Annotated in this window: 11 protein-coding genes; all 11 read right to left on the bottom strand. The window is 71.0% G+C overall.

The features are described from left to right. The coding region (locus CWC38_RS08475) for a hypothetical protein (RefSeq protein ID WP_121846341.1) at nt 1–374 on the bottom strand (374 nt) is incomplete at its 3' end. Nucleotides 375–376: 2 nt separating this feature from the next. Further along, a complete protein-coding gene (locus CWC38_RS08480; RefSeq protein WP_240625175.1) occupies nt 377–835 on the bottom strand; it encodes a DUF948 domain-containing protein in 459 nt (152 codons plus the stop codon). 188 nt (nt 836–1,023) lie between these two features. Beyond that, nucleotides 1,024–1,662, bottom strand: coding sequence for a 30S ribosomal protein S4 (gene rpsD, locus CWC38_RS08485; RefSeq protein ID WP_121846334.1), 639 nt, complete (start codon nt 1,660–1,662; stop codon nt 1,024–1,026). 223 nt (nt 1,663–1,885) lie between these two features. After that, the gene (gene glpK, locus CWC38_RS08490) at nt 1,886–3,406 is read right to left on the bottom strand and encodes a glycerol kinase GlpK (protein WP_121846335.1); all 1,521 of its coding nucleotides are present in this window, start codon (nt 3,404–3,406) and stop codon (nt 1,886–1,888) included. Nucleotides 3,407–3,452: 46 nt separating this feature from the next. Continuing rightward, nucleotides 3,453–4,202 carry an MIP/aquaporin family protein gene (locus CWC38_RS08495; RefSeq protein WP_121846336.1) on the bottom strand — a complete coding sequence of 250 codons (750 nt, stop codon included), beginning with the start codon at nt 4,200–4,202 and terminating at the stop codon, nt 3,453–3,455. A gap of 58 nt (nt 4,203–4,260) precedes the next feature. Continuing rightward, the gene (locus tag CWC38_RS08500) at nt 4,261–5,988 is read right to left on the bottom strand and encodes a glycerol-3-phosphate dehydrogenase/oxidase (protein WP_121846337.1); all 1,728 of its coding nucleotides are present in this window, start codon (nt 5,986–5,988) and stop codon (nt 4,261–4,263) included. A gap of 144 nt (nt 5,989–6,132) precedes the next feature. Next, nucleotides 6,133–7,608 (bottom strand): replication-associated recombination protein A, encoded by a 1,476-nt coding sequence (locus tag CWC38_RS08505; RefSeq protein ID WP_439108836.1) that lies wholly within the window; start codon nt 7,606–7,608, stop codon nt 6,133–6,135. A 64-nt stretch (nt 7,609–7,672) separates the two neighbouring features. Further along, nucleotides 7,673–8,125 carry a D-aminoacyl-tRNA deacylase gene (dtd, locus tag CWC38_RS08510; RefSeq protein ID WP_121846338.1) on the bottom strand — a complete coding sequence of 151 codons (453 nt, stop codon included), beginning with the start codon at nt 8,123–8,125 and terminating at the stop codon, nt 7,673–7,675. 81 nt (nt 8,126–8,206) lie between these two features. Then, nucleotides 8,207–9,430, bottom strand: a complete 1,224-nt coding sequence (locus CWC38_RS08515; RefSeq protein WP_121846339.1) for an MFS transporter — start codon at nt 9,428–9,430, stop codon at nt 8,207–8,209. A 38-nt stretch (nt 9,431–9,468) separates the two neighbouring features. Next, complete coding sequence (gene aspS, locus CWC38_RS08520) at nt 9,469–11,277, bottom strand: aspartate--tRNA ligase (protein WP_121846343.1); 1,809 nt, start codon at nt 11,275–11,277, stop codon at nt 9,469–9,471. Between the two features lie 207 nt (nt 11,278–11,484). Then, complete coding sequence (gene hisS / locus CWC38_RS08525) at nt 11,485–12,843, bottom strand: histidine--tRNA ligase (protein WP_121846340.1); 1,359 nt, start codon at nt 12,841–12,843, stop codon at nt 11,485–11,487. Nucleotides 12,844–12,879 lie beyond the last annotated feature (36 nt).

The following is a 12,879-nucleotide window of genomic DNA, read 5'->3' on the forward strand; positions in this document are numbered from 1 at the left end:
GCGGCGGGCACGGCGTCGTCGTGCGCGACGGGGCCTGGGGCGGCGCGAGGGGGGTCGGCCGGGTGGTTGGCGGTGTGGTCCACGGGCGAGCGGACCCCGAACTGCTCACGCAGCTGCGCCTCGCGCTCGTCCATGCCGGCCCGCACGCGCGCCGTGAACGCACCCAGACGCCGGGCGGTCCCGTGCAGCAGCTCGACGGCGCGCGAGGCGGGGCGGCGTGCGACGTCACCGCCGGACGTGGTGGCCACGGTGGTGCCGGGCTGCAGATGGCACCCGATGGCGTCGCGGGCGGCCGGGTCCGAGGCCACCCGCGTGGCCGCGCCCCCGACGAGCGCGCCCGCTGCCAGCAGTGCCAGCTTCGACCAGACTCCCATGCTCAGCTCCTCGGGTCCGTGGTGGTGCCTGCGGCGCCGGTGTGCGCGTGTCCGGTGCTCGCGGCCCCGGGGGCGCCCGCGTCCGCGGCAGCCGCCCGGTTGCCGGGAGCGGCCCCCGGCTGGGGGGAGAAGGCCCGGCGCAGACCGTGGGAGAAGGACGCCACCTTGATCAGCGGCTGGCCCACCGTGGAGGCCACGAGCGAGGACAGCGCGGAGACGTTGGCGGAGGCGTCCGAGACGTTGGACGTGATGCCGTCCACCTTCTCCAGCTGCGTGTTGGTGGTGCTCACCGTGCGGGTGACCTCGTCGATCAGGGGCGTGGTGCCGTCGTTGATGGAACGGATGGTCAGTCGCAGCTCGTCGAACACGCGCCCGAGCTTCACGATCGGCAGCGCGAGCAGGCCCACCAGGACCGCGAACACGAACACCGCGAGCAGCCCCGCGATCTCTCCACCGTCCATGGGTGACCACTTCTCCGTCCATGCAGTGCCATTGACATCGGTGCGGCAACACCGACCGATCCGCAACTCTACCCAACAACCCGGACCCACCGGCACTCCGGCCCGGTCCGGGAACGCGGACAGCCCGCGGTGTGCACCGCGGGCTGTCCGGTTGCCACCCCGGCGGGGGCGGCACGCAACACGAATGGTCAGGCCATGCGTGCGTAGTACTCCACCACGAGCTGCTCCTCGCAGGTCACGGGGACCTCGGAGCGCTCCGGCTTGCGCGTGAGCGTGGCCTGCAGGCGGTCGATCGTCACGTCGAGGTACGGCGGGGTGTCCGGCAGGACATCCTGGTGCGCACCGGTCGCGGCGACCTGGAACGGGACCATCTTCTCGGAACGCGGGTGCACGTGGATCATCTGACCCGGGCGCACGCGGAACGAGGGGCGGTCCACGCGCTGGCCGTCCACCATGATGTGGCGGTGCACCACGGCCTGGCGGGCAGCGGCCATCGTGCGGACGAAGCCCGCGCGCAGCACGAGGGCGTCCAGGCGGGTCTCGAGCAGGGCGATGAGGTTCTCACCGGTCTGGCCCTCCACGCGCTTGGCCTCGACGTAGGCGCGGTGCATCTGCTTCTCGCGGATGTTGTACTGAGCGCGGAGCCGCTGCTTCTCGGTCAGACGCACCTTGTAGTCGGAGTCCTGCTTCCGGCGGGCACGGCCGTGCTCACCGGGAGCGTACGGACGACGCTCGAAGTACTTCTCGGCCTTCGGCGTCAGCGCGATGCCGAGGGCACGGGACTTGCGCACCTGACGGCGCGCACGGGAGCTGTTGTTCTGGGACAAAGCTTGCCTTTCCTGCGGTTCGACGGCGTACGGGCAGGGCCCGCGTTCCGTTCTGGGTGGTACTGGCCTCCAGCGTGGCGAAATCTGTTCCCACGGGAGAGGTGCGGATCAGCCGCAATCCGACATGCCTAGCGTCGTGCTCCCGGTCCCGGTCCGTGAGGGTGCCACGGACACGGCACATGAGGGGGCACGACGTGCCAGCCAACCGTCCACTATAGCCGATTCAGTCGACGTCCTCGTCCACCCAGTCCAGGGACTTGGTCACGGCCTTGGCCCAGTTGCGGAACAGCTTGTCCTGCTGCTCGCGCTCACCCTGCGGGTCCCAGCGCTTGTCCTCGGCCCAGTTGCTCGTGATCTCGTCCAGGTCCGCCCAGAACCCCACGGCGAGTCCCGCGGCGTACGCGGCGCCCAGGGCAGTGGTCTCGGTGATCTTCGGCCGGATCACGGGCACGTCCAGCTGGTCCGCCTGGAACTGCATGAGCAGCTCGTTGGCGGTCATCCCGCCGTCCACGCGCAGCTCCACCAGGTCCTGCTGGGAGTCCCTGTTCATGGCCTCCACGACCTCGCGGGACTGGTAGGCGGTGGCCTCCAGAACCGCACGGGCAATGTGCTCCTTGCGCACGTAGCGCGTGAGACCCACCAGGGCGCCGCGGGCGTCGGGACGCCAGTGCGGGGCGAACAGGCCGGAGAAGGCGGGCACGAAGTACGCCCCGCCGTTGTCCTCCACTGCGCGGGCAAGGGGTTCGATCTCCCTGGCGTCCTGGATCAGTCCCAGGTTGTCCCGGATCCACTGCACGAGCGAGCCCGTGACGGCGATGGAGCCCTCCAGCGCGTAGACCGGCTTCTCGCCCTCGATCTGGTAGCAGACCGTGGTGATCAGCCCGTGGTCCGAGCGCACCGGGGTCTCCCCCACGTTCATGAGCAGGAAGCTGCCCGTGCCGTAGGTGTTCTTGCCCATGCCGGGCTCGAAGCACGTCTGGCCGAACATCGCGGCCTGCTGGTCGCCCAGGATGCCCGCGATCGGGACCTGCTTGAGGAACCCGCGCGCACGGCCCTTGCCGTACACCTCGGAGCTGCAGCGGATCTCGGGGAGCATGGACATGGGGATGCCCATGGTCCGGCAGAGGTCCTCGTTCCAGTCCAGGGTGTCGATGTTCATGAGCAGCGTGCGGGACGCGTTGGTCACGTCCGTGACGTGCACACCCTCGTTCGCTCCGCCCGTGAGGTTCCACACGAGCCAGCTGTCGGTGGTGCCGAACAGCAGGTCCCCGGCCTCGGCGCGCTCACGCGCGCCCTCCACGTTGTCCAGGATCCACTTCACCTTGGGGCCGGCGAAGTAGCTGGCCAGGGGCAGTCCGGTGAGCTCGCGGAAGCGCTCCTCGCCGCCGTCCTTCGCGAACTCGTCCACGATGTCCTGGGTGCGGGTGTCCTGCCACACGATGGCGTTGTAGACCGGCTCGCCCGTGTTCTTGTCCCACACCACGGTGGTCTCGCGCTGGTTGGTGATGCCCACCGCCGCGAGGTCCTCGCGGGTGAGCTCGCGCTCGGCGAGCGCATCCGCCACGCAGCGGCGGGTGTTGCGCCAGATCTCCTGGGCGTCGTGCTCGACCCATCCCGCGCGCGGGAAGATCTGCTCGTGCTCGTACTGGCCCACGCTCACGATGGTGCCGGCGTGGTCGAAGACGATGGCGCGCGTGCTCGTGGTGCCCTGGTCGATGGCCATCACGTACTGGGGTTCGGACATGGGTGACTCCTTCGTCGAGAGTGCTGTTGAGGTGGCGAGGCCCGGGTCAGCCGATCACGGCGGCGGCCACACCGGCCAGCGCGCCGCCCACGAGGGGGCCGAGGACCGGGACCCAGGCGTAGGACCAGTTGCTGGTGAGCTTGCCGCGGATGGGCAGCAGCGCGTGGACGATGCGGGGGCTGAGGTCACGAGCGGGGTTGATGGCGTAGCCCGTGGGCCCGCCCAGGCTCATGCCGATGGCCACCACGAGCACGGCCACGGCCAGGGGCCCCAGCTCGCTCGGGGTCTGGCCGAACACCAGGATCACGTAGACGAGCACGAAGGTGGCGATCACCTCGGTGACGAAGTTCCAGCCGTAGCTGCGGATCTCGGGTCCGGTGGAGAACACGTCGATGGTGGGCACGCCCTCGCGGCCGGCCTCGTCGAAGTGCTTCTTGTAGGCCAGCCAGCACACGAGCGCACCCACCATGCCGCCCACGAACTGTGCCACGAGGTAGACCACGGTGCTCGCCGCGGTGATGGCCACGCCAGGTGCGTACTCGCCCTTGTCCGCGGCGAGCATGCCCACCGTCACGGCCGGGTTCAGGTGCGCGCCCGAGGCGTGCGCCACGTACACGCCGGCGAAGACGGCGAAGCCCCAGCCGAAGCTGATGAGAACCCAGTCCGCGCCGTTGCCCTTGGTGCGCGGGAGCACCACGTTGGCCACCACGCCGCAGCCCAGCAGCACCAGCACCGCCGTGCCGAACGCCTCGGACATGAACACGGTGGGCAGGGCCACCTCGGTCACTTCATTCACTGCACCCTCCATTGGGTGTTGGGGGTCCGGAGGGGTTCCGGACCCGGGATCTCGTGCGTCAGCCCTGCCTCGGGTACGGGTTGCCCGCGCCCTCGCGCAGCTTCTGGGCGGTGTCCTCGTCGTTCTCCGCCAGGGCCGCCTGCTCGGCGCGGCGCATGGTCTCGTACAGCTCCACCTGGCGGGCGCGCTCGGCCTCGTCCCAGCCGAGAACGTCACCCATGATGCGGGCGATCTCCGGGGCCGCGGCGGTCCCGCCGTCACGCTGCTCGTAGTTCAGGTGGGTGCGTCGGCACATCACGTCCTCGAGGTCCAGGGCGCCCTCGTGGGTGGCGGCGCGCTGGATCTCGATCTTCAGGTACTGCTCGGCACCCGGCACGGGCTCTCCCAGCTCGGGCTGGTCGGCCACGGTGTCGAGCATCTCGAGGGTTTCGTCCCCGTAGCGGTTGAGCAGGCGCTCGACGACCACACGCTCCAGACCCGTGCGCGCGGCCAGGTGCTCGGACTGGTTCATCAGACCGGACCAGCCCTGGGCGCCCAGCAGGGCCACGTGCTCGGTGATCGAGGGGTTCTGCTTCGCGGCCTTCTTGCCCAGGGCGGCGTCCACGGCGTCCTTGCCCATCACGCGGTAGGTGGTGAGCTTGCCGCCTGCGATCGTGAACAGTCCGGGTGCTGCCTCCACCACGGAGTGCTCGCGGGAGATCTTGGTGGACGGGGTGGTCTCGCCCTTGGTGCCCGGCTGCACGAGCGGGCGCAGACCGGCCCACGTCCCGATGACGTCGTCCATGGTCAGCGGGTCGCGCAGGATCTTGTTCGCGTGGTCCAGCACGTACTGGGCGTCCTCGCGCGTGGCCGTGGGGGTGGCGAGGTCCCGCTCGTACGGGGTGTCGGTGGTGCCGATGACCCAGTAGTTGTCCCAGGGGATGATGAACAGCACGGACTTCTCGGTCTGCAGGATGATGCCGGTGGAGCCGTCCAGACGCTCCTTGGGGACCACCACGTGGATGCCCTTGGAGGCGAGCACCTTCAGGCCGGTCTCGGACTCCGCGAGGTCCTGGACGGGCTCGGTCCACACGCCTGCGGCGGCGATCACCATCTTGGCGCGCACCTCGCGGGTCTGCCCCGTGGTGAGGTCCTCCACGTGCGCGCCGACCACGCGGCCGGTCTCGTCGCGGATCAGGTTGCGCGCCGCGGCCCGGTTGGCGGCGAGCGCGCCGTAGCGCTGCGCGGTGCGCACGAGGTCCAGGGTGAGCCGGGCGTCGTCCACGCGCCCGTCCCAGTAGGCGATGGCGCCCACGGCGGCGTCGTCGCGCATGGCGGGGAAGGTCTTGCGGACGCCCTCCGCGCTGAGGTGGCGCTGGATGGGCAGGGTCTCCGCCTTGGCGCCCACGTGCGCCAGGGTGTCGTACATGCCGATCCCGGTGGCCACGAAGGGACGCTCCCAGCCCTTGTGGGTCAGGGGGTACATGAACTGGATGGGCTTCACCAGGTGCGGGGCCAGCCGGTGCATGAGGAGGTCGCGCTCCTTGAGCGCCTCGGCGACGAGCGCGAAGTTCAGCTGCATGAGGTAGCGCAGACCGCCGTGGACCAGCTTGGACGAGCGCGAGGAGGTGCCCTGGGCCCAGTCCTGGGCGTCGATGATGGCGGTCGAGAGACCGCGGGTGGCGGCATCCAGCGCGATCCCGGCGCCCGTGATGCCACCTCCGATCACCAGGACGTCCACGGGGTGGTCCGCCATGGCCTGGAGGTCGTTGCTGCGCTGCTGGGCGTTCAGAGAAGTCAGAGGCACGGTTGCCGCTCCTGTCTACCGATGGGTAGCCGATGATTTTTTCGGGTGGATCACACGATAGTCCTCGGGCGGGAACGGGAGAACCAACCTGGGGGTGGGCCATGACGTGCTCCCGGGCACCCTACCGGGTGGCGCACCTCACTCTCAGCGGGCGCTCCCCCGGCCCGGGCCCCGGACCATGTCCCGCAGGATCTCCAGCCTGCGGGAGACCTGCTTCTCGTGCCCGTACGGCGTGGGGGTGTAGTAGTCGCGGCCCACGAGCTCGTCCGGCGGGTACTGCTGGGCGGCCACGGCGTTCGGGGCGTCGTGGGCGTAGACGTAGCCCCTGCCGTGGCCCAGCTGTCCCGCACCGGGGTAGTGGGCGTCCCGCAGGTGCGGGGGCACGGCACCGGCACGGCCGGCGCGGACGTCCGTGATCGCGGCATCGACGGCCAGGTAGGACGCGTTGGACTTGGGCGCGGTGGCCAGGTGGGCCACAGCCTGCGCGAGCGGGATGCGCCCCTCGGGCATCCCGATCAGCTGCACGGCCTGGGCCGCAGCGACCGCGGTCTGCAGCGCCGTGGGATCCGCCATGCCGATGTCCTCGGACGCGGAGATGACGAGCCTGCGGGCGATGAACCGCGGGTCCTCCCCCGCCTCGATCATGCGGGCGAGGTAGTGCATCGCGGCGTCCACGTCCGAGCCGCGGATGGACTTGATGAAGGCGCTCACCACGTCGTAGTGCTGGTCCCCCTGCTTGTCGTAGCGCACCGCGGCCCGGTTCACGGCCTCCTCGGCGTGCTCCAGGGTCACGGTGGCGGGATCCGCGGTCCGTGCCTCCCCGTCGGCCCCGTCCTCGTGGTCGCGCGCGACACCGGAGGCAGAGGAGTGGTCCCCGTGGGAGAGCGTGACGCCCGCCGCCGCCTCCAGGGAGGTGAGGGCCTTGCGGGCGTCCCCGGCGGCGACGTCCAGCAGGTGGTCCCTCGCCTCCGGGCTCAGGGCCACGGCGCCGTCCAGGCCGCGGGGATCGACGACGGCGCGGTCCAGCAGCCCGCCGATGTCCTCGCGCGTGAGCGGCTGCAGCGTGAGCATGAGCGAGCGGGACAGCAGCGGGGAGACCACGGAGAACGAGGGGTTCTCGGTGGTGGCCGCCACGAGGGTCACCCAGCCGTTCTCCACGCCCGGCAGCAGGGCGTCCTGCTGCGCCTTGGTGAAGCGGTGGATCTCGTCCAGGAACAGCACGGTGGTGCGCCCGTGCAGGTCGCGGGCGGTCAGTGCCTCGTCCATGACGCGCCGCACGTCCTTCACGCCGGCGGTCACCGCGGAGAGCTCCACGAAGGAGGTGTCCTGCCCGCGCGCAATCACCTGCGCAATGGTCGTCTTCCCCGTGCCCGGCGGTCCCCACAGGATGACCGACGACGGTGCCGCCGGCCCCGTGCGTCCGCCCACCAGCGCGCGCAACGGGGACCCGGTGCGCAGCAGGTGCTTCTGGCCCACCACCTCGTCCAGGGAACGGGGGCGCATGCGCACCGCGAGCGGAGCCCGGGAGCGCGCCCGGTGGGACGAGCCCGCCGCGGTCTCGGGGCGGGCGCCGTCCTCGCCGTGCAGCGGGTCGGGGAGGTCGAACAGGGAGTTGCTCACGCCCCGAGGGTAGCGCCCGCCCCGGACAGGCAGAACCGGCCGCGACGCGCCCTGACCCGCCGGCTCAACCGCGCCGTGGCCGCTCCAGCTCGTCGCTGTCCACGACCAGGGTGACCGGGCCGTCGTTGACCAGGGAGACCTCCATGTGCGCACCGAACCGTCCGGTCTCCACGGCCAGGCCATGTTCCCGCAGGGCGGCCACGAACGCCTCGACGACCGGTTCGCTCGTCTCCCCCGGTGCCGCGCGGGACCACGAGGGCCGGCGCCCCTTGCGCACGTCCCCGTACAGCGTGAACTGGCTGACCACGAGCACGGGAGCAGGTGCGTCCGCGCACGAGGTCTCACCGGGGAGGATGCGCAGGCCCGCGACCTTGCCCGCGAGCTTCACGGCCGTCTCCGCGGTGTCACCGTGGGTGACTCCCACGAGGGCGAGCAGGCCCGGCCCGGCAATCTCACCGACGGTTTCTCCCTCCACCGACACGGACGCCCGGGACACGACTTGCAGCACGATTCTCATGCCTCCCAGTCCACCACACCGTGCGTCGCGGGCGGGCCCTGTCCGACGACGCCGCACGGGCCGTTCCCGGACCGCGGCGGGTCAGCGGGCGGCGTCGTCCTCCATGAAACGGTGCCTGCCGGTCAGCACGATGCCCGCGCTCAGGACCGCGAGCATGGCCCACAGGTAGCCGAAGGAGGGCCACCACGAGCCGGTGGCGCCGAACAGCAGGCCGAACGCGAGCGGCCCCAGCGACCCCGCGAGGTAGCCGAGACCCTGGCCGAAGCCGGAGAGCGACCCCGCGCCCGCCGTGGTGCGGGTGCGGGCGTTGATCAGCGTGATCGACAGCGGGAACGAGGCCTGGGCGAGCGCGAACACCGTGATCCACGCCCACACCAGGGGGAAGTCCCCCAGCTGCGCGTGGGGCCACAGCAGGATCGCCAGGTAGCCCAGGGCGTAGAGCACCACGGTGCTCAGTCCCAGCACCACGGTGCTGCCGAAGCGCCGGACCAGGAACGGGACCGCGAAGCTCACGGGCACCGCCATGATGGCGTAGTAGGACAGCATCAGCCCGGCGGTGTGCTCCGAGAAGCCGGTGTCCTGCAGGAAGCGCGGCAGCCACAGGAACATGGAGAACGTGTTGGCGGACGTTCCGGTGAACATCAGCACCACGCCCCAGCCGATCTTCGAGTGCCACGGCTTGACCCGTGCGGTGGCGGCGGGGACCACCACGGCGTCCGGGAGCACCGTGAGGTCCGGGGTCTGCTCCGCCGGGGACCGTGTTCCCCTCCGCGCGGCGATCCACAGCACGAGCCACGGCAGCAGCGCCACCACGGAGAACACGCCCCACGACCCCACGGACACGCGCCAGCCCGCGGCGTCCGCGAGCGGGATCGCGAACAGCGGGGCGGTGGCCGTGGAGAAGCCCAGCAGCATGGAGTACACCGCGGAGAGCGCGGCGATCCGGTGCGGAAAGTACTTCTTGATCACGGGCGGCAGCACCACGTTGCCCATGCCCAGTCCGCACATCGTCACGAACGTGAGCACCACGAACGTGAGGTCGTCCGGGCTCAGTGCCCGCGCAAGGGTGCCCACGGCCGCCAGGGCGCACGAGACGATCAGCAGGGCCTCCAGTCCCACCCGGCGCATCGCCAGCGTGGTGAGGATGCCCGTGAGGGCGAAGCCCAGGGAGGGCATCATCGCGAGGACACCGGCCTCCCCGGGGGTGAGGTGGAGCTCGTCGGTGATGCGCCCCAGAACGGGTGAGACACCCGAGACGGCCAGCCGCAGTGTGAATGCGGTGACAACGACACCGGCCAGGGCCACGAGGCCCTGGCCGGTGCGACCACGTTGCTGAGCGGGGGTCAGCGTGACGTCCCGTCCTCGCCCGTGGCTGCGGCCTTGTCCCCGGTCTTCTTCTCGGGCCTGGCGTCAACGCCCGCCTCCTTGCGCTGCTGCGCCGTGATGGGCGCCGGTGCGGCGGTCAGGGGGTCGTAGCCGTTTCCGGTCTTGGGGAACGCGATGACGTCGCGGATGGACTCGGTGCCCGCGAGCAGCGCGACCACGCGGTCCCAGCCGAACGCGATGCCGCCGTGCGGGGGCGCGCCGAACTGGAAGGCGTCCAGCAGGAAGCCGAACTTCTCGCGGGCGTCCTCCTCGCTCAGTCCCATCACGCGGAACACGCGGTCCTGCACGTCCCGGCGGTGGATGCGGATGGACCCGCCGCCGATCTCGTTGCCGTTGCACACGATGTCGTAGGCGTACGCGAGCGCCGAGCCGGGGTCCGTGTCGAACGTGTCCATGAACTCGGGCTTGGGCGAGGTGAACGCGTGGTGCACCGCGGTCCAGGCGCCGGAGCCCACGGCCACGTCACCGGACTCCACGGCGTCCGCGGCGGGCTCGAAGAGGGGCGCGTCCACGACCCACACGAACGCCCAGTCGTTCTCGTCGATCAGCCCCACGCGGTGGCCGATCTCCACACGGGCCGCGCCGAGCAGCGCGCGGGAGGTCTTCACGCCACCGGCGGCGAAGAACACGCAGTCCCCGGGCTGGGCGCCCACGGCCTCGGCCAGGCCGGCCTTCTCCTGCTCGGAGATGTTCTTGGCCACGGGCCCGGCGATCTCCCCGTCCTCCTTGAACAGGACGTAGGCGAGACCCTTGGCACCGCGCTGCTTGGCCCACTCCTGCCACGCGTCCAGCTGGCGGCGGGGCTGCGAGGCACCGCCGGGCATGACCACGGCACCCACGTACGGGGCCTGGAACACGCGGAACGGGGTGTCCTTGAAGTACTCGGTCAGCTCGGTGAGCTTGAGGTCGAAGCGCAGGTCCGGCTTGTCGGAGCCGTAGTCCGCCATGGCCTGCGCGTAGGTCATGCGCGGGATGGGGGTGGTGATGTCCACGCCGATCAGCGCCCACAGCGCCTTCACGATCTGCTCGCCCAGGGCGATGACGTCGTCCTCCTCCACGAAGGAGGCCTCGACATCCAGCTGGGTGAACTCGGGCTGGCGGTCGGCGCGGAAGTCCTCGTCCCGGTAGCAGCGGGCGATCTGGAAGTACTTCTCGATCCCGCCCACCTGCAGCAGCTGCTTGAACAGCTGCGGGGACTGCGGCAGCGCGTACCAGGACCCGGGGGCCAGGCGCGCGGGCACCAGGAAGTCGCGGGCACCCTCGGGCGTGGAACGGGTGAGGGTGGGGGTCTCCACCTCGGTGAAGCCCTGCTCGTGCAGCAGGGTGCGGGCCACACGGTTGACCTCCGAGCGCAGCCGCATGATGCGGGCGGGTTCGGGGCGGCGCAGGTCCAGGTAGCGGTACTTCAGGCGGGCTTCCTCGCCCACCTCCACGTGCTCGTCGATCTGGAACGGAAGGGGGGCCGCGGTGTTGAGCACGGTGAGCTCGTCCACCATGACCTCCACCTCGCCCGAGGGCAGGTTCGGGTTCTCGTTGCCCTCCGGGCGCCGCTCCACGGTGCCGGTGACCTGCAGGACGTACTCGTTGCGCAGCTGGTGGAACTGCTCCTCGTCCCGCACCACGATCTGCGCCACGCCGGACGCGTCCCGCAGGTCCACGAACGCCACACCGCCGTGGTCGCGGCGGCGTCCCACCCAGCCCGCCAGCGTGACGGTCTGTCCAATGTTCTCGGCGCTCAGCGCGCCGAGGTCATGCGTTCGCAACAAGTGCACTCACCTTTTCGTTCGTCTGCTTCCCGGGGAGCAGCACCCCGGTCGTGTCTGTCGGCACCGGGCTCGCGCAGGGTGCCACGCGCGGGCGCGCCCTGCCCCCGGCCCGCCGCTCGCGACGGTGCCGGTCGGGCGACGGCGCTCACCCGGCGCCACGTCTCCCGCGAGTCTACAAGCGCACCCGTGGCCCGCAGGCCACGGAGATCAGTCCCCGAGCCCCTCGGAACGGACCACCGTGGGGTGCAGGTCCTCGGCGGGCGGCTGCCACGAGGCGGGATCCGCGGGAACCTGCTCGCCCGAGCGGATGTCCTTGACCTCGTGGCCCACGGTGCCGTCCTCGCCCACGGGGGAGAACCACACGAAGGGGATGCCGCGGCGCTCGGCGTAGCGGATCTGCTTGCCGAACTTCTGGGCGCTCGCGGCCACCTCGGTGGCAATGCCCCGGGCACGCAGCGCGGTGGCGACATCCTGCGCGGCGGGCCACGAGGCGTCGTCGTTCAGGGCCACGAGCACCGCGGAGGGCACGGCACGGGAGGCGGTGGCCATGGACTGGGACAGGATGCGGGTGACCAGCCGGGTGACGCCGATGGAGAGCCCCACGCCCGGGTAGGTCTTCTTCCCGTTGCTCGCCAGGGACTCGTAGCGCCCGCCGGAGCACACCGAGCCGAGCTGCTCGTGGCCCACCAGCACCGTCTCGTAGACCGTGCCCGTGTAGTAGTCCAGGCCGCGGGCGATGGAGAGGTCCGCCACGACCCTTCCGGGAGCCCGGCGAGCGGCCTCCCCCACGACCTCCGCGAGCTCCGCGAGGCCCTCCTCCAGCAGCTCGTTGCTGTGGCCGAGCTCGCGCACCCGCTCCACGAAGGACGTGTCCTCGGCGCGGATGGCGGCCAGCGTCAGGGCCGCCCGCGCCTGCTCGGGGGTGGCACCCACGTGCTCCTGCAGGTTGCGGGACACCGCGTCCGCGCCGATCTTCTCCAGCTTGTCGATCTCGCGCAGCACCGCCGGGGCGTCCTCGAGGCCCACGGCGCGGTAGAAGCCCTCCGCGAGCTTGCGGTTGTTGACGCGCAGCACGAACGGCGGGATGGGCAGCTGGGACAGCGCGTCCACGATGACGAGCGCGAGCTCCACATCGTAGCGGAAGGGCAGCGTGCCGTCCCCCACCACGTCGATGTCCGCCTGGGTGAACTCGCGCGCGCGACCCTCCTGGGGACGCTCGCCGCGCCACACCTTCTGGATCTGGTAGCGGCGGAACGGGAACGTGAGGTGCCCGCCGTTCTCCACCACGTAGCGGGCGAAGGGCACGGTGAGGTCGAAGTGCAGCGCGAGCGCACCCTCGGGGCTCGTCTCGTTCTCGTCCTGCTGCAGGCGTGAGACGCCGTAGACCTCCTTGTCGATCTCCCCCTTGCGCAACAGTTGCTCCACGGTCTCCACGGCGCGCGTCTCGATGGAGGAGAAGCCGTGCAGCTCGAACGTGCGGCGCAGGCAGTCCATGACGTGCTGCTCCACGATCCGTTCCTCCGGGAGCCATTCGGGGAAACCGGACAGTGACGTGGTGCGGGCCATGGGGGCAACTCCTCGATCGCGGGCGCGGTGCCGGGG

The sequence above is a fragment of the Kocuria tytonicola genome, from assembly GCF_003687455.1.
Classification (GTDB): Bacteria; Actinomycetota; Actinomycetes; order Actinomycetales; family Micrococcaceae; genus Kocuria; species Kocuria tytonicola.

Bases quoted from the DNA above. Each gene is read 5' to 3' on its own strand.
- CWC38_RS08480 (WP_240625175.1), bottom strand. From the start codon at position 835: ATGGACGGTGGAGAGATCGCGGGGCTGCTCGCGGTGTTCGTGTTCGCG.
- glpK (WP_121846335.1), bottom strand. From the start codon at position 3,406: ATGTCCGAACCCCAGTACGTGATGGCCATCGACCAGGGCACCACGAGC.
- dtd (WP_121846338.1), bottom strand. From the start codon at position 8,125: ATGAGAATCGTGCTGCAAGTCGTGTCCCGGGCGTCCGTGTCGGTGGAG.
- hisS (WP_121846340.1), bottom strand. From the start codon at position 12,843: ATGGCCCGCACCACGTCACTGTCCGGTTTCCCCGAATGGCTCCCGGAG.